This window comes from Propionivibrio sp. (assembly GCF_029255185.1).
Classification (GTDB): Bacteria; Pseudomonadota; Gammaproteobacteria; order Burkholderiales; family Rhodocyclaceae; genus Propionivibrio.
In genome coordinates this window covers 1-17,303 of record NZ_JAPUVO010000080.1, presented here as the reverse complement: position 1 = coordinate 17,303, position 17,303 = coordinate 1, and the positions used below count along the sequence as shown (strand labels likewise).

The following is a 17,303-nucleotide window of genomic DNA, read 5'->3' as shown; positions in this document are numbered from 1 at the left end:
TTGCTTACATCTCGTTGCCTTATGCCTAAGCATAATCAACTAGACCAAGAACCCACACCTATCAATTGTCATGTTTTTAAAGAGCACGCAAAACAATAATCTAAGTCGTCTTGCCAAGCCGCCGTAGCAGCGAGGGGCGAATTATACCGACGTTTTTTACTACGTCAACTCATATTTGTGTTGAGGCAAGTTGAAGCTGACCCTTGAGTTTTCCACTGCGATTGCGCATAGTTCGCCCTTTTTTGATGAATGACCAACTGTTGATGACATCACTTGTTGAACAGCGCATTACCCTGAAAATAGCCGAGGACATCGGCGGCCGCCGCGAGCAGGTCATCGCTGCCGTCGCGCTGCTCGATGAAGGCGCCAGCGTTCCCTTCATCGCCCGCTACCGCAAGGAAGTCACCGGCGGGCTCGACGACATTCAGTTGCGTCTGCTCGACGAGCGCTTATGCTATCTGCGCGAACTCGAGGATCGGCGTGCCATCATCCTCGCCTCGATCGGTGAACAGGGCAAACTGAGCCCTGAACTCGCCGCCCAGATCGAAGCCGCCGAAACGAAACAGTGCCTCGAAGACCTCTACCTGCCCTACAAGCAAAAACGCCGCAGCAAGGCGCTGATTGCCCGCGAGGCCGGTCTGGCGCCACTCGCCGAGGTCCTGCTTGGCGACCCGACACTGACCCCGGAAAGCGAGGCCGAACGCTTCATCAACGCCGACGCCGGATTTGCCGACGTCAAAGCAGTGCTCGACGGCGCCCGCCAGATCCTCATGGAGCAGTTCTCGGAAGACGCCAATCTGCTCGGCGCACTGCGCGATTATCTCGAAGCGCACGGCATGGTCAAATCGACTCTCATCGACGGCAAGGACAGCGACGGTGCCAAATTCCGCGATTATTTCGACTACTCTGAAGCGATCCGCGACATTCCCTCGCACCGCGCGCTGGCGCTGCTGCGCGGGCGTAACGAGGGGATGCTGCAGATTGCACTATTGCTTGATAGCGAGCTCGATCCGGCCACTCGTGCGCCCGCTCACAACCCATGCGAGATACGTATTGCCAAGCGTTTCAACATCAGCGACCAGGGGCGCCCAGCCGACAAATGGCTGTCCGACACCGTGCGCTGGACCTGGCGCATCAAGATATTCCTGCATCTTGAACTGGACTTGATGAACGCCCTGCGCGAACGTGCTGAGGTCGAAGCGATCCGCGTTTTCGGCTCCAATCTGCATGACCTGCTACTCGCCGCGCCAGCCGGACAACGCGCCACCATGGGCCTTGACCCTGGCCTGCGCACCGGCGTCAAGGTGGCAGTCGTCGACGCCACCGGCAAGCTGCTCGATACCGCCACCATTTACCCGCACGAACCCCGCCGCGACTGGGAGGGCTCCCTGCACACGCTGGCCGTGCTGGCAAGAAAGCACAGTGTCGACCTGATCAGCATCGGCAACGGCACCGCATCGCGCGAAACCGACAAGCTGGCGGCCGATCTGATCAAGCTGGCGCCCGAGTTACGCATGACCCGGATCGTCGTCTCCGAAGCCGGCGCCTCGGTTTATTCGGCCTCCGAATACGCCTCACGCGAATTCCCCGAACTCGACGTCAGCCTGCGCGGCGCAGTCTCGATTGCCCGCCGCCTGCAGGATCCGCTCGCCGAACTGGTCAAAATTGACCCCAAATCGATCGGCGTTGGCCAGTACCAGCACGACGTTAGCCAGACCAAACTGGCGCGCGCGCTCGACGCGGTGGTTGAGGACTGCGTGAACGCGGTCGGCGTCGACGTCAATACCGCCTCAATCCCGCTGCTGACGCGCGTTTCAGGGCTCAACAGCACGCTCGCCACGAATATCGTCGCCCATCGCGACAGGCACGGCGCCTTCCCCAATCGCCAGGCGCTGCGCGAAGTGCCTCGTCTGGGTGACAAAACCTTCGAGCAAGCCGCCGGCTTCCTGCGCATCAACGGCAGCGACAACCCGCTCGACGCCTCGTCGGTACACCCGGAAGCCTACCCGCTGGTCGAACGCATCCTCGCCGACATCAAGAAAGGCATTCGCGAACTGATCGGCGACTCGCGCCTGGTGAGGACATTGTCGCCGACCAAATACACTGACGAAAAATTTGGCCTGCCGACCGTTCAGGACATCCTCAAGGAACTTGAAAAGCCGGGGCGCGACCCACGTCCCGAGTTCAAGACCGCCCATTTCAAGGACGGTATCGAAGAAGTCAAAGACCTGCAACCGGGGATGATTCTCGAAGGCGTCGTCACCAACGTCGCCAACTTCGGCGCCTTTGTGGACATTGGCGTGCATCAGGATGGCCTGGTGCACATCTCGGTGCTCTCCAGCAAGTTCATCAAGGATCCGCGCGAAGTCGTCAAGGCCGGCGACGTGGTAAGGGTCAAGGTTGTCGAAATCGACTTGCCGCGCAAGCGCATTGCGCTCACCATGCGCCTAACGGACGACCTGCCCAGCGCGTCGAAAATAGGCGGCGCGCCGCTGTCGAACAAGGCCCGCCAGCAACAGTCACGGCAGCCCGAAACCGCCGGTGCGATGGCCAGCGCCTTCGCCAAACTCAAGCACTGAACAAAGGAAAACACATATGCTCAAGGTTTACGGCATCAAAAATTGCGATACCATGACCAAGGCCCTCGCCTGGCTGGATGCTAGGGGTATAGCCTACGAATTCATCGACTACAAGAAAACCGACGTCGCGCGAAACCACCTGCCGGACTGGACCCAGCGTGCCGACTGGAAGGAACTGCTCAACACCCGCGGCATGATGTGGAAGCGGCTCTCCGACGACGAACGCGCTGATGTCGACGAATGCAAAGCGCTAGCACTGATGGCCGATTACCCGACGCTGATCAAACGCCCACTGGCCGACAGCGGCAGCCAGTTGCTGGTCGGCTTCGACCCTGAACGCTACACACGCCTGGCACAGGAACTCTAATGACAGAAAACTACGTACAACGCTTCCTGCTTGTCGACCTTGACATCCGTGGCGCCGTCGTTCGTCTCGGTTCCGTCTGGCAGCAACTGCTCACCAAGCGTGACTACCCCCAGCCGGTGATCCAGCTGCTCGGGCAGATGAGCGTCACCACCCTGCTGCTGGCCGACAACCTCAAGCAGCCGGGAAGGCTCACCATCCAGTTGCGCGGCAACGGCCCTGTGTCGCTGCTCGTCATCGACTGCAATGAAGCGCTCAACATCCGCTGCATGGCGCAACATGAAAATGATGCCGGCATCAAAGACGCCGCACTGATCGACCTGCTCGGCCAGGGCCAACTGCTGCTTTCACTCGACCGACCCTCGATGCGCGAGCCCTATAAGAGCATCGTGCCGATCACCGGCCACAGCATCGCCGAAATCTTCGAGCACTACCTCGGTCAATCCGAGCAGCTTGTCTCGCGCTTCTTCCTCGCCGCAACACCCAGCGGCGCCGCCGGAATCTTTCTGCAAAAAATGCCGCATGCCGACGCGCGCGACGCCGACGGCTGGACACGCATCGAAGCGCTGGCCAGCACGGCCAAGCCCGAAGAACTGCTCGAACTGCCGGCTGCGGATCTGCTCACCCGGCTGTTCCACGAGGAAGCCGTTCGCATCTTCGCCGCCCGGACCGTCACCGGCAACAGCCCCGAACATCGCGAAAAAATTGGCAACATGCTTCTCACGCTCGGCCGCGAGGAAGTCTATAGCGTGCTAAAGGAGCGCGGCGAGATCGTCGCCCGCGACGATCTTAGCAACCGTGAATACCGCTTTGACAAGGCGGACATCGACAAACTGTTCAGCAACACGCCGGCAACGCCGCCGTCGGTGCATTGAGCGACCAACCCGACCAGCTCACATTGCAATTGCCTGATTCTCTGCGCTATGTAAGGAAAATCGTTTGGCTTCCGAGTTAAAGGCCAAGCTTAAACTCGGCTGGATTCTGTCTTGACTATGGGATCCTCTTTTCCTGGCTCATTCGTAACCACACGCAACCACAAAAATCCCAGCCCCCCGGCGCAGATAGACGTTAGCAGAACGGTAATCTTTGAGGCGTTTATGAAAACAGGGTTGTTGGCAAAGGCCAAATTGGTGATAAAAATCGACATCGTGAAACCGATGCCACCCAATAAACCAGCACCAAAGACGTGACGCCAGCCAAGGTCGCGCGGCAATCTGCAGATGCCCACGGTCACGGCAAGTAAACATAGCAAGGTAATCCCCACAGGCTTGCCGATCAGCAGACCACCAATGATGCCGAGACTGTTCGTCGTGCGTAGGTCATCCCACCATCCCGCACTGATCACCACAGCGGTATTGGCCAGGGCAAAAGCCGGCAGGATGGCAAAAGCTACGGGCTTGTGCAGGAAATGCTCCAAGTAGTGTGAAGGCGAATTTTCATTTTCCACCTTTGCGGAAAAGGGAATTGCAAATGCCAGCATAACACCCGCGATGGTGGAATGGACGCCGGACTTCAGCATCAGAAACCACAGCAGCACACCGCCCAGAAGGTAAGGCAGCAAGGACATCACGCGGAATGTGCGATTGAGTATCACAAGCGAGACGAATACCACAAACGCGACGAGCAGATAAAACAGTGAAACTTGTACGGTATAGAACACGGCAATTACGATAATGGCGCCGAGGTCGTCCATTACTGCCAGCGCTGTGAGGAACACCTTAAGCGATGCCGGCACGCGCTTGCCAAGCAATGCCAGAGTGCCAAGGGCAAAGGCAATGTCAGTCGCCATCGGAATACCGGCTCCGGCCCGTGTGGGTGTGCTCGCATTCAGAACGAAGTGGATCAAGGCAGGCAGCGCGATGCCGCCGATTGCGGCAAATATCGGTAACAGAGCGTTTTTGAAATCCGAAAGTTCACCGACGTACAGTTCGCGCTCCAGTTCCAGACCGATGAACAGGAAGAACACCGCCATACATCCGTCATTGATCCAGTGCTCAATGCTAAGACCCGCCACCTTGGCTTGCCAGATCTGCTGGTACACAGAACCGAAACTTGAATTGGCGATGCCCAGCGAGATCAGCGTGCAGAAAATCAGCAGGACGCCGGATGCCTTCTCGGACTCAAAGAAGTCGCTGAAGGTTCGCGACAGGTGGCTCGGCTGGATTGGCATGGACTGTTGTACGGAACGTTGAAAGATGTGGCCCCACTCAGGTGGACAAGAAATTGACGGTGATAAGTGGAAGCTTGCGGTGTAGTGCTAGCCACGGGGTCTCCACCCGCTGATTTATCAAGCGGGCGGCGAGCGGCCCGGTAGATAACCCGGACATCATGTCGCAACCCTCTCAGTAGGCAGGCGTAGTAGATCGTATCGGGCGTCTTGCCGTCAAGCGACTGATGTGGCTGGCGAGTAGCAATGGAATTCAGACACACGCCCAGGTTAGCCTTGGCGTAAGATACTGAATCGCTTGACTTCTGTCACATCAACCTTTCTGGAGACCACCCTTCACGATGCTAAGCATTTTTGGTAACAGCAAGCCGGCACAAGGCATTGACGAACATGAGAAGTTATCGCTGTTTGTCGATTTGAATTCGCGCGAAATGAAAATCGTCGACGGCTTCATGCACGAGCGCAACTATCTGAAAAACGAGGTGATTTTCGACGAGGGTGAGGAAGGGCAGGCCATTTATTTTATTCGCACGGGCAAGGTTTTGATCTGCCATCAAGGGCAGACGGCGCAGGCGATTGCACTACTGGAACGAGGAAATTTTTTCGGTGAACTGGCCCTGCTCGACGACGCGCCGCGCGCCGCGCAGGCGCGGGCCGCAGAGGACTGTACGCTGGCGGTTTTTTTTCGCGGTGACTTCTTTGTCCTGATGCATTCGCACGCGCTGATCGCCTCAAAGATTGCCCTGCAACTGGCGCGCCACCTTGGGGTTCGTTTGCGCGGTGCGGTGCGTAAGCAGCAAGAACTGGTATGAACAGAGAGCGTTACCGTTCAGGTCCGCTGGTGTGGTTGGCGATACTTGGCGCCACCTGCCTGCTGCTCTTCCTGTTTCAGAAAATTCTATGGCTGGTCGTTCCCTTCTTGTTGGCGCTGATTGCTTATTACCTGCTCTTTCCGTTACAACAACGCCTGATTCTTGGCGGTATGTCGCGCGATAGCTCGGCGACACTGGTCAGCGGTGGCGCCTTTACGCTGGCGACCGGCGTCATGCTGCTGGCTTTCCCGTGGATCAGTTCGCACCTTGTTTCATGGCAGGACTCCGGGGCACGTTACATTGAAGGCGGGCTGCGTTTTATCGCTGAGAGCCTGGCCTGGGCAGAGCGCAACTATACCTTTGCCGCCAAGGCGCATCTCTCCGAGCAGTTGACCCGACAGATTAGCGAACTGGGGGATAAATTTGCCGGCACCTATCTGGCCGAGGCAGCGCTGACCGCTGCGGCCTGGCTTCCCTCGCTTTTGCTGGCGCCTTTCCTGGCTTTTTTCTTCCTGCGCGACGGTTGGCGCTTCAAGATGTTTCTTAGCCGTGCAGTGCCCAATGCCTTTTTCGAACGCACGCTCTATCTGCTCGATCAGGTGGAGCGTACGGCACAGCTTTATTTCCAGGGTTTGATCAAGCTGACCCTGCTTGACACCCTCTGTCTGGCCTGCGGGCTATGGCTGATTGGTGTTTCGACACCGCTGGCACTAGGTCTGATGACCGCCGTTCTGGCCTGGGTGCCGTATGTCGGATCAATTTTGGGTTGCCTGCTGGTCGTTTTGGTGGCGGCAACTGACTTTCCCGGTGATCCGGCAATGGCTTATGCGGCCATCGCTCTGTGTGTCTGGGTACGCCTGCTCGACGACTTTTTTTTCATGCAGATCACTATTGGGCGGAGCCTCAAGCTGCACCCGTTACTCACCGTGGTGATGATTTTTGTCGGCGGGGCGGTGGCCGGCGTCGCCGGCCTGATGCTGGTCTTGCCTTTGCTCGGCGTGGTGATGGTACTCGGGCAAACGGTCGGCGGGATTGTCACCGACCCGCGCTTGCGGGCGCGCCATGTTTTCGCCAAGGAACTGAGGCACCGTCAGGTGACACGCGACCTTCATTCCTGATGGGTCATTTGCAACGCTTCCTAATCAATAATCCAGAGTAAAATCCGCCCATGACCTATCAAGTGCTGGCCCGCAAGTGGCGTCCAAAAACGTTTGAAAGCCTGGTCGGGCAGGAACACGTCGTTCGCGCATTGACCCATGCCCTGACTGAAAAGCGTCTGCATCACGCCTATCTGTTTACCGGTACGCGTGGTGTCGGGAAGACCACGCTGGCACGCATCCTGGCCAAATCGTTCAACTGCGAACAGGGCATCACGGCCACCCCTTGCGGCGTCTGCTCGGCGTGTACCGAAATCGATTCTGGCCGCTTTGTCGATCTGCTCGAGGTCGACGCGGCGACCAATACCAAGGTCGATGAAATGCGGCAGCTTCTCGAGAACGCGGTCTATGCGCCGACACGTGGCCGTTTCAAGGTCTACGTCATCGACGAAGTGCACATGCTTTCGAATTCGGCGTTCAACGCGATGTTGAAGACGCTTGAGGAACCGCCGGAGCACATAAAATTCATTCTGGCGACAACCGATCCGCAGAAAATCCCGGTCACCGTACTGTCGCGCTGCCTGCAATTCAATCTCAAGCAGATGACGCCGCAACTGATTGCCGGGCATTTGAAGCATATTCTCGGCGTCGAGGCGATCAATGCCGAACCTGCCGGCTTGAATCTGCTTGCCCGTTCAGCGTGTGGCAGCATGCGCGATGCCCTCTCGCTGCTCGACCAGGCAATTGCCCATGGCGCTGGCAAGGTCGAGGAAGCGCAGGTGCGCGAGATGCTCGGCACGGTTGATCTGGATTATCTGTTTTCGGTCCTCGACGCCCTGCTCGCCGGCGATGCTGCCGGCATGCTTCAGGTCGCCGACGACATGGCCACGCGCAGCCTCTCCTTTGACGTGGCGTTGCAGGAACTGGCCAGTTTATTCACCCGCCTGCAGGTGGCGCAACTGGCGCCGCTGGCGGTGGCTGACGATCTGCCCGAACGCGCACGCCTGCTGGAAATGGCGGCGCGCCTTGATCCGGAGTTCGTGCAACTGGCCTATCAGATTGCCGTTCATGGCCGCAAGGAATTGCCACTGGCGCCTGACGAGCAGGCCGGCTTCGTCATGACCTTGTTGCGCCTGTACACCTTCCGCCCGGCGCTGGCTGGTGACACGGCCCGACCGCGCCCGGCCGCGCCTGCTGCAAGCCAGCCCAAAATACTGGACGTCGCACCGATCAACGCGCCGGCGGTCCGCGCCACGGCCACTGAACCCGTGCCTGTCGTGGGCGATTGGCATGCCATCCTGGCTGCGCTCAAACTTGGCGGCATGGCGCGTGAGCTTGGGCAGCATTGCCAGTTACGCCGCATTGAGGGCGCGCAGGTGATCCTTTGCCTTTCGCCGACGCATCGCCACTTGCAGATGAAACCCGCGCAGGACAAACTTCAACAGGCGCTGTCCGAGCATTTCGGTCGGCCATTGCAGTTGTCCATCGATCTTGAAGAGGCGAGTGAAGATACGCCCGCTGCCTCCGCCCAACGTCAAAAGCATGAACGGCAAGATCGTGCCGTGGCGTCCGTTGAGCAGGATGACTTTGTGCGCGAGGTCATCGATCTGTTTGACGCTACACTAATCGAATCTTCCATCAAACCCGTTTAACTCCAGTTGAGGTAAGAAAAATGATGAAAGGCGGAATCGCCGGCTTGATGAAACAGGCTCAGCAAATGCAGGAAAACATGAAAAAAGCGCAGGAACAGCTGGCACAGGTTGAGGTTGAAGGCCAGTCAGGCGCCGGCATGGTTAAGGTACTGATGGCCTGCTCCCACGCTGTGCGCCGCGTGTCTATCGATACGTCGGTAATGGACGACAAGGAGATGCTCGAAGATCTGGTCGCCGCCGCCTTGAATGACGCCGTGCGCCGTGTCGAACAGGTTTCCCAGGAGCGCATGGCCGGCCTCACGGCCGGTCTGAATCTGCCGGCCGGGATGAAACTACCATTCTGATGTCGACGCCGTCGAGCCTCGAATCCTTGATCGAGGCGTTGCGCTGCCTGCCGGGGATCGGTCCGAAATCGGCGCAGCGCATGGCTTACTACCTCATGCAACGTGACCGGCCAGGTGCCCAGCATCTTGCCGACGCCTTGCAACTCGCGCTGGCCGCGCTGCGCCACTGTCAGCGTTGCAACACCTTCACCGAAGCGGATATCTGCGAGCGCTGCCTGTCCGGCAAGCGCGACGCCAGCCTGCTGTGCGTTGTTGAAACGCCGGTCGACATGAATATGATGGAGCAGACACACGCCTATTCGGGGCTGTATTACGTTTTGATGGGACGGGTTTCGCCACTTGATGGCATCGGTCCGCGCGAGTTGCAACTCGACCAACTGCTGGCGCGCGCCTGCGACGGCGTGGTCCAGGAAGTCATTCTGGCGACCAATTTCACCAATGAGGGTGAAGTCACCGCACATTACCTGACGGAAATGTTGAAAAGCCGCGCCATCCATGTCTCGCGCATTGCACGTGGCGTTCCCGTTGGCGGCGAGCTGGAATACGTTGATGCCGGGACGCTGGCGCAGGCTGTTCGTGAGCGACGATCGCTGGCCGATTAGGTGTTTGGCATGGGCACCCCCTTCAATCCGGGGAAAAATTAGGATATACTCGCCGGCTTTGGTTTCCACCGTTGATTGTTTCGTTCCGAGGATCAGCACGATGAGCACAGAAGGCAAAGTGGATTGCGGCAGACGGCGCTTGCTTATCGCCACTGCGGCTGTCGGCGGAGCAGGGGCAGTGACTGCAATGGTTCCTTTTCTCTCCAGCATGCTCCCCTCGGAACGAGCCAAGGCGGCAGGCGCACCGGTTGAGGTGGATATCGCCAGCATTGCTCCGGGGCAGATGATCACGGTCGAATGGCGCGGCAAGCCGGTCTGGATTTTCAACCGCAATCAGGACATGCTCGATACCCTGCCCAAGCTTGAGGACGCGGTGGCTGATCCCAAGTCGGAGGTCAAACAGCAGCCTGACTATTGCAAGAATGCGACGCGCTCGATTAAGCCGAATCTGCTGGTTGCCGTCGGGATCTGCACGCACCTTGGCTGCTCACCGTCGTCCAAGTTCAAGAAGGGCGCCGACGACGGCATGGCGGCTGACTGGCCCGGTGGCTTTTTGTGCCCTTGCCATGGCTCGACCTTCGACTTTGCAGGCCGTGTCTACAAAAGCAAGCCGGCTCCGACCAACCTTGAAGTGCCGCCGCACACGTATCTTACCGATACGCGCATCCTGATCGGCGAAGACAAGAAAGGGGCGTAAGCAATGGCATCGGATACGCACTACGAAAAATACAAGTCCGACGGCTCCCTCCAGGGCAACGTGCTCGAATGGGTCGACGCGCGCTTCCCGGCGACATCGATGTGGCGCGGTCATCTCTCCGAGTATTACGCACCGAAAAACTTTAATTTCTGGTATTTCTTCGGTTCGCTGGCGATGATGGTGCTGGTGATTCAGATTGTGACCGGAATCTTCCTGGTAATGTTCTACAAGCCCGACGCCTCGCTCAATGCCAGCGGTATTCCGGTGGCATTCGCCAGTGTCGAATACATCATGCGCGACGTGCAGTGGGGATGGTTGATTCGCTACATGCATTCAACCGGCGCCTCGGCCTTCTTCATCGTCGTTTACCTGCACATGTTCCGCGGCATGCTCTACGGCTCATACCGCAAGCCGCGTGAACTGATCTGGGTTTTCGGGGCCATGATCTTCCTCTGTCTGATGGCCGAGGCGTTCATGGGTTATCTCTTGCCCTGGGGACAGATGTCGTACTGGGGCGCGCAGGTCATCGTCAACCTGTTCTCCGCCATTCCGCTGATCGGCGAGCCGCTCTCCATCTGGATTCGCGGCGATTTCGTGATTGGTGACGCGACGCTCAACCGCTTCTTCTCCTTCCATGTCATTGCCGTACCGCTCGTGCTGCTTGGCCTGGTCGCTGCCCACATCCTTGCCCTGCATGAAGTCGGCTCGAACAATCCAGACGGTATCGAGATCAAGAATAATCTCGACGCCAAAGGCATCCCGCTCGATGGCATACCCTTCCACCCCTACTACACGGTGAAGGACATTGTCGGCGTGGTGGTCTTCCTGATGGTCTTTTCGATCATCGTCTTCTTTGCACCCGAAGGCGGCGGCTACTTCCTCGAGTACAACAATTTCTTCCCGGCCGACCCGCTGAAGACACCTCTGCACATCGCGCCGGTGTGGTATTTCACGCCGTCCTACTCGATCCTGCGTTCGATGGTGTGGCCGCTGTTCGGTCTCGATGCGAAATTCTGGGGGGTCGTGGCGATGGGTGCTTCGGTAGTGGTCATTGCCTTCCTGCCCTGGCTTGACCGCAGCCCGGTCAAGTCAATCCGTTACCGTGGCCCGATCTACAAGAGTTTCCTGACAGCCTTCGTGGTCGCCTTCCTGATTCTCGGTTATCTGGGTACACAACCGCCGTCACCGCTCGGTCAAATCGTTTCGCAAATTTGCAGCGTCATCTATTTTGGCTTTTTCCTGCTCATGCCCTGGTATTCGAAGATCGACAAGTGCAAACCCGTACCGGACAGGGTGACCTTCAAATGAAAGCGAACATCATGAAGAAATTCTTGCTGGCGCTGGTGTTTGCACCGCTGACGGTCTTTGCTTCAAGTGCGGCCCTGCATCTCGACCGGGCGCCCGACCGGCAGGGTGACAAGCCGGCCCTGCAAAATGGCGCCAAGCTGTTCGTCAATTATTGCCTGAACTGCCACGGCATGAGTTTTGTGCGTTACAACCGCCTGACTGAGCTGGGCTTGACCGAGCAGCAGGTCAGGGACAACCTGATGTTCACCGCCGACAAGATTGGCGAACCGATGCGAGTTGCCGCACGACCAGCAGAACAAAAGCAGTGGTTTGGTGCAATGCCGCCGGACCTGACGCTGGTGGCGCGCGCACGGGCTTCGGAAGCGGGGAGCGGTGCCGACTGGCTGTACACCTATCTGCGCTCCTTCTATCGTGATGACCAGCGCCCGACCGGCTGGAACAACACGCTGTTTGCCAATGTGGGAATGCCCAACGTGTTATGGGAACTGCAAGGCCAGCAGGTGCTCAACCATGAAAGCCATAAACTGGAACTTGCTGTGCCAGGACAATTGTCACGCATAGACTATGACAAGCAGATTGGCGATCTGGTCGCTTTCCTGGTCTGGGCTGGTGAGCCGGCTGCCGGTTTGCGCAAGCAGATCGGCTATGGGGTTCTGGCGTTTCTGGTTCTTCTCTTCGGCGTGTCTTATGCGCTGAAGAAAGCATACTGGAAAGATGTCGGGAAGAATTGAGTAAGCGCCTGTTCTTGGGCAAGGGCATCGCCGTCACGATGCCGGTTCGTTTTTTCGGGGTATATGAATCATGATGAATCTGTTTTCGGGCACAACATGTCCGTTCAGCCAGCGTTGCCGCATTGTCCTCTACGAAAAGGGCATGGATTTCCAGGTGATTGACGTTGACCTCTTCGCCAAGCCTGAAGACATCGCCATGATCAACCCCTATGGCCGCGTGCCGGTACTCGTTGAGCGCGATCTCATCCTTTACGAGCCGAATATCATCAATGAATACATTGACGAGCGCTTTCCCCATCCACAACTGATGCCGGCTGACCCGATCATGCGCGCGCGTGCGCGGCAACTCCTGATCACCATGGAACGTGAAGTTTTCTCGCACATCGAGGCGCTGGAGAAAAACCTGAAGACCGCCGACAAGGCGCGTCAGATCATCCGCGATCGCCTGACCGAAATGGCTCCGGTATTCGTCAAGCAAAAGCATATGCTCGGAGAAGATTTTTCGATGCTCGACGTGGCGATTGCGCCGCTGCTCTGGCGTCTTGACCACTATGCGATCGAGTTGCCAAAGTCTGCCGCGTCCCTGATGAAGTACGCCGAGCGCATTTTCAGCCGGCAGGGGTTCATTGACGCGCTGACCCCGTCCGAAAAGGCCATGCGCCGCTAGACAGTCAACGAAAAACGCGAACCACCAAGTCACCAAGACACCAAGAAGCACCAAGAAAAGCGATAAGAATTTTGTTTTTCTTGATGAAGCTTTGTGTCCCCCAGGGGGATTTCCTGCGGGGCATCTTGGTGCCTTGGTGGTGGAATTTTTTGCATCTTATTGAACACACCAGTCGTCTCGGGAATGCCTGTGAGCCTGCCATCGACCAAGCCCTATCTGCTTCGCGCCATTCATGAATGGTGCTGTGACAATGGCCTCACCCCTTACCTTTCGGTCAATGCTGATGGGCGTGCGAAGGTGCCGCGCGAGTATGTTCGTGATGGACAGATTGTCCTGAATATTGGCTATGAAGCGACGGGCCATCTAACCATTGCCAACGACATAATCACCTTCCAGGCGCGTTTTGGTGGCGTGGCGCGCGACATTTCAGTCCCCATCGGCAATGTGCTCGCCATTTATGCCAAGGAAAACGGTGCCGGGATGGCTTTTGAACCGGACAGCGAAGCCGTGGCTGGTGAGTCGGACGCACCAGAAAATTCAAAGCCGGATAATGTACCCGAGCCCCCTGCGCCGCCAAACCGCCCAAAATTGCATCGCATCAAATAATCCTGCCCAGTCCTGAAACGATCGTCTTTCACTCTGCACCAAGATGAAGCGTTGCTCTGTTGGACGGAAGGTGAAAATAAGGCAAGCTGTTGATTTCAATGCATGGCACACCTGTTGCTCAACTCGCTTCAGGAGTGCGTTACATGACGAAACAAATAAAATCGACCTGTTGTTACTGCGGTGTGGGCTCCTGCCTGCCCGAGCTCAGACAGATGCTTGACGGGCAACAACAAGACGCTGTCGTCTGCCGGGGAGAGGCATGAACTACGCACATATCATCCGGGAGCTTGGCCGTGGCAGCGAAGGTGCCCGCGACCTGCCGCTTGACGAGGCACAACAACTTTACGGGGCCATGCTTGACGGCGGGGTGCCTGAGCTCGAGCTGGGCGCCATCGCCATTGCCTTGCGCGTAAAAGGTGAGACGGCAAACGAAATGATCGGTTTTCTGGCCGCCTCCTATGATCGCCTACACCCCCTGCACCGCCCGCCAGGACGTATCCGTCCAATTGTCATACCGAGCTATAACGGTGCGCGCAAGGGAGTCAATCTCACCCCCCTGCTGGCCTTATTGTTAAGACGTTTTGGCGTCCCGGTAGTAATTCATGGCCTGATCGAAGGCTTTGGCCGGGTAAGCACAGCACAGATTTTTCGCGAATTCGGCTTGCTGCCCAGCACCAATCATTTGCAGGCCCAGCAGGTGCTGGATGAAAACGGTCTGGTTTATATCCCACTCTCGGCGATCTCGCCCGGACTGAGCGTCCAGTTGGCCCTGCGTAGTCGCCTCGGCCTGCGCACCAGCGCACACAGCCTGGTCAAGATGCTCGATCCCTTCAAGGGCGAGGGGCTGCTGCTCACCGCTGCGACACACCCCGATTACCTCAACACGATGCGCCAAGTGCTCTCTGCACTTGGCGTGCACGCGCTCCTGTTGCGCGGTACGGAAGGCGAACCCTTTGCCAATCCCAAGCGACGTCCGCGTATTGAACACATGTATGACGGTGTCATCGACATCCTATTCGAGGCCGAACATGATAGCCTCAAACGCTTGCCGACTTTGCCCGAAACCTGCGATGCCAAAACCACTGCCGACTGGATTCGGCGCGTTCTCGCGGGCGAATCCGCGCTACCGCCACCCATCGCCAACCAGTTGGCCTGCTGCCTTTATGCCAGCGGCTATACCGATGACTTCAACCAGGCCAAAGCCATCATCGCGGTTGAAGGCTACGGCTTGGTTTAGACTGGGGTGTCGGTATAATTCCGTTTGCTCTGCTGCGTAATTTTGAATGTGGCCAAAATGGAAATTCTATCCTTGCTGTCCGATCCCGAGCTGTGGATTGCCTTCTTTACCCTGACCGCTCTTGAACTGGTGCTGGGTATCGATAACATCATCTTCATTTCCATCCTGGTCGACCGGCTACCGCCGCAAAGCCGGGAAAACGCGCGCCGGACGGGCCTGTTTTTTGCCATGTTCATGCGCGTTGGTCTGTTGCTTCTACTGTCGTGGATCGTCGGCGCGACGGCGCCTTTGTTCAGCGTGCTGGGCAGATCCGTCTCGCCACGCGATCTGATCCTGATCGGCGGTGGCATTTTCCTGCTCTGGAAAAGCACCCAGGAAATCCATCAGTTGCTCGAAGGAGGAGAAGAGCAACAAGCCGGTGCGGTCAAGGCGACGGTCAGCGCCATCATCCTGCAGATCATTCTCATCGACATCGTTTTCTCGCTGGATTCAATCATCACCGCGGTCGGCATGGTCGATAATGTCTCGGTAATGATTGCCGCTGTTGTAGTATCGGTCGGGCTGATGATGCTTTTTGCAAAAAGCATCGGCGATTTTGTTTCAAATCACCCGACCATCAAGATGCTGGCGCTGTCGTTTCTGATGCTGGTGGGCATGACGCTTGTCGCTGAAGGGTTTGGCAACCATGTTTCAAAGGGCTATATCTACTTCGCCATGGCGTTCTCGCTGGGCGTAGAAATGCTCAATCTCCGCTTGCGCAGAAAACGCTCCGAACCCGTTCACCTGCACGAGCACTACGCCCGCAAGGCGCCGGATTGATCAGTTGCTCAAGCCCGTTTTATGAAGGCATAAATGGACGTAGTGCTCCTTGTTTTTCTCATATTTCTGAACGGGATACTTGCGATGTCGGAGATAGCTGTTGTCTCCGCACGCAAGTCAAGGCTGCAAAAACTGGCCGACGACGGGAGTCCCGGGGCCCAGTCGGCGCTGGAACTGAACAGCGAGCCGTCGGCATTCCTGTCCACCGTCCAGGTCGGCATCACAACCGTCGGCATTCTGAGCGGCGCCATCGGCGAAGGCGCCCTGGCCGACCCCCTGACCCTCTGGTTGTCCCGCTTCGCCCTGCTTGAACCCTATGCCCGCTCGCTGGCGATAACCCTGGTCGTTGTTGGCCTGACCTATATCTCGGTGGTGGTCGGTGAGCTGGTGCCAAAGCGCCTGGGTTTGCTGGCACCGGAAGCAATTGCCGCGCTCATCGCAACGCCGATGAATATGCTGGCGCGCCTGACCCGGCCCGTGGTCTGGCTGTTGTCATCATCATCCAGCCTGTTGTTGCAGTTGCTCGGTGCGCGCAGTCGCGAAGAACCGCCGTTGACCAACGACGAAATCAATGTGCTGATGGTACAGGGCGCCGAGGCGGGCGTATTTCATGAAAGCGAGCAGGCCATTGTCTCCAATGTGCTGCGCCTTGACGAGCAGCGCATCGGCGCCATCATGACCCACCGCAACGACATCTACGTGCTCGATCTTGATGAACCGGAGGCCAAGATTCGTAGCCGCCTGTCTGAAAGCCCCTACACGCGCATCGTCGTCTGTCGGGATGGCCTGGAGCATATTGTCGGCATCCTGCGTACCGCCGACCTGCTCAAACTGGCGCTAACTGGCCAAGCACTGAATGTCGAACCCTTCCTGCGTCCGCCCCTCTATGTGCCGGAGGGCGTGACGACAACCCATCTGCTGGAGAGTTTTCGCAAGGCACGCCAGCAATGCGCGCTGATCGTCGATGAGTATGGCGAATTGCAGGGACTGGTCACGCTAACCGATGTGCTCACTTCGATCGTTGGCGAGCTCCCGTCGTCCGACACGACGGATGATCAGGACATCGTCGAACGCAGCGATGGCTCCCTGTTGATCGATGGCAGCGTGGCCATCGAACGCCTGAAGTCGGTAATGGATATCGCAGACGACCTGCCGGGCGAAGATGAAAACGCATTCAACACACTGGGTGGCCTGATGATGTACGTGCTCGGCCGGATCCCGGTGGTAGCGGATCGCTTTGAGGTATCGGGTTGCCGCTTTGAGGTGCTCGACATGGACAAAAACCGTGTTGATAAAGTACTGCTGACAAAACTCCCACCGCCGATTGATGGCACCAGCGACACCACGGCGTAGCGTAGTACACCGCCGGGAGAATGCACCTCCTATTCTGCTAATGTGACAAATCTTGTCAAAAAGTGACGCTGATTGTTCGCCTTTCTCTGTTCGCATGGTGCAATCGTGTGCTCAGTACCTAGTATTTTCCGTGCTTATCCGGTTAGCTCCCATGCCTACTACCTGTAGTGGGACGTAATTTTTTTGCATATAGTTCGGCATAGGTTGGCGCAGTGACGTCGCCAGCAATGCCCAGCAGGGAGCGGAAAGCGTTGAATGGGTAGAAGCG

Annotated in this window: 17 protein-coding genes and 1 pseudogene; 16 read left to right on the top strand and 2 right to left on the bottom strand. The window is 57.6% G+C overall.

Annotated features, from left to right (window positions below):
* The first annotated feature begins 263 nt into the window (after positions 1-263).
* Genes Q1J43_RS05245 through Q1J43_RS05235 form a run of 3 tightly spaced genes read left to right on the top strand, consistent with a single transcriptional unit; the run spans position 264 to position 3,818 of the window.
* On the top strand, positions 264-2,579 hold the full coding sequence (locus Q1J43_RS05245; RefSeq protein WP_301101334.1) for a Tex family protein: 2,316 nt from the start codon (positions 264-266) through the stop codon (positions 2,577-2,579).
* A 16-nt stretch (positions 2,580-2,595) separates the two neighbouring features.
* Complete coding sequence (locus Q1J43_RS05240) at positions 2,596-2,946, top strand: arsenate reductase (protein ID WP_301101333.1); 351 nt, start codon at positions 2,596-2,598, stop codon at positions 2,944-2,946.
* Positions 2,946-3,818: an Hsp33 family molecular chaperone HslO gene (locus Q1J43_RS05235; RefSeq protein WP_301101332.1), complete on the top strand. Its 873-nt coding sequence runs from the start codon at positions 2,946-2,948 to the stop codon at positions 3,816-3,818. Before Q1J43_RS05240 ends, Q1J43_RS05235 begins: the two co-directional genes overlap by 1 nt.
* Positions 3,819-3,907: 89 nt before the next feature.
* On the opposite strand, the gene nhaA is transcribed toward Q1J43_RS05235, so the two are convergent.
* Positions 3,908-5,113, bottom strand: coding sequence for a Na+/H+ antiporter NhaA (nhaA, locus tag Q1J43_RS05230; RefSeq protein ID WP_301101331.1), 1,206 nt, complete (start codon positions 5,111-5,113; stop codon positions 3,908-3,910).
* A gap of 338 nt (positions 5,114-5,451) precedes the next feature.
* Here nhaA and Q1J43_RS05225 point away from each other — a divergent pair, with 338 nt between their 5' ends.
* The 13 genes from Q1J43_RS05225 to Q1J43_RS05165 all read left to right on the top strand — a co-directional run bounded on the left by Q1J43_RS05225 (position 5,452) and on the right by Q1J43_RS05165 (position 17,035).
* Complete coding sequence (locus Q1J43_RS05225) at positions 5,452-5,922, top strand: cyclic nucleotide-binding domain-containing protein (protein ID WP_301101330.1); 471 nt, start codon at positions 5,452-5,454, stop codon at positions 5,920-5,922.
* Positions 5,919-7,040: an AI-2E family transporter gene (locus Q1J43_RS05220; protein WP_301101329.1), complete on the top strand. Its 1,122-nt coding sequence runs from the start codon at positions 5,919-5,921 to the stop codon at positions 7,038-7,040. The genes Q1J43_RS05225 and Q1J43_RS05220 overlap by 4 nt, the downstream gene beginning before the upstream one ends.
* A gap of 50 nt (positions 7,041-7,090) precedes the next feature.
* A complete protein-coding gene (gene dnaX, locus Q1J43_RS05215) occupies positions 7,091-8,671 on the top strand; it encodes a DNA polymerase III subunit gamma/tau (protein WP_301101328.1) in 1,581 nt (526 codons plus the stop codon).
* Between the two features lie 20 nt (positions 8,672-8,691).
* On the top strand, positions 8,692-9,015 hold the full coding sequence (locus Q1J43_RS05210) for a YbaB/EbfC family nucleoid-associated protein (RefSeq protein WP_301101327.1): 324 nt from the start codon (positions 8,692-8,694) through the stop codon (positions 9,013-9,015).
* Entirely contained in the window at positions 9,015-9,617 is a 603-nt protein-coding gene (recR, locus tag Q1J43_RS05205; protein ID WP_301101326.1) for a recombination mediator RecR, read from the top strand. The genes Q1J43_RS05210 and recR overlap by 1 nt, the downstream gene beginning before the upstream one ends.
* Positions 9,618-9,717: 100 nt before the next feature.
* Complete coding sequence (petA, locus tag Q1J43_RS05200) at positions 9,718-10,314, top strand: ubiquinol-cytochrome c reductase iron-sulfur subunit (protein ID WP_301101325.1); 597 nt, start codon at positions 9,718-9,720, stop codon at positions 10,312-10,314.
* 3 nt (positions 10,315-10,317) lie between these two features.
* On the top strand, positions 10,318-11,622 hold the full coding sequence (locus Q1J43_RS05195) for a cytochrome bc complex cytochrome b subunit (protein WP_301101324.1): 1,305 nt from the start codon (positions 10,318-10,320) through the stop codon (positions 11,620-11,622).
* Positions 11,619-12,353, top strand: a complete 735-nt coding sequence (locus tag Q1J43_RS05190) for a cytochrome c1 (protein ID WP_301101323.1) — start codon at positions 11,619-11,621, stop codon at positions 12,351-12,353. The genes Q1J43_RS05195 and Q1J43_RS05190 overlap by 4 nt, the downstream gene beginning before the upstream one ends.
* Positions 12,354-12,423: 70 nt before the next feature.
* Positions 12,424-13,020, top strand: a complete 597-nt coding sequence (locus tag Q1J43_RS05185) for a glutathione S-transferase N-terminal domain-containing protein (RefSeq protein WP_301101322.1) — start codon at positions 12,424-12,426, stop codon at positions 13,018-13,020.
* A gap of 189 nt (positions 13,021-13,209) precedes the next feature.
* A complete protein-coding gene (locus Q1J43_RS05180; RefSeq protein WP_301101321.1) occupies positions 13,210-13,626 on the top strand; it encodes a ClpXP protease specificity-enhancing factor in 417 nt (138 codons plus the stop codon).
* A gap of 259 nt (positions 13,627-13,885) precedes the next feature.
* Positions 13,886-14,863, top strand: a complete 978-nt coding sequence (gene ybiB / locus Q1J43_RS05175; RefSeq protein WP_301101320.1) for a DNA-binding protein YbiB — start codon at positions 13,886-13,888, stop codon at positions 14,861-14,863.
* A gap of 57 nt (positions 14,864-14,920) precedes the next feature.
* Complete coding sequence (locus Q1J43_RS05170; protein WP_366141846.1) at positions 14,921-15,682, top strand: TerC family protein; 762 nt, start codon at positions 14,921-14,923, stop codon at positions 15,680-15,682.
* Positions 15,683-15,715: 33 nt separating this feature from the next.
* Positions 15,716-17,035: a hemolysin family protein gene (locus tag Q1J43_RS05165; protein WP_301101319.1), complete on the top strand. Its 1,320-nt coding sequence runs from the start codon at positions 15,716-15,718 to the stop codon at positions 17,033-17,035.
* Positions 17,036-17,177: 142 nt separating this feature from the next.
* On the opposite strand, the pseudogene Q1J43_RS05160 reads toward Q1J43_RS05165, so the two are convergent.
* Positions 17,178-17,303, bottom strand: a pseudogene (locus Q1J43_RS05160) (IS1595 family transposase); the annotation flags it as partial.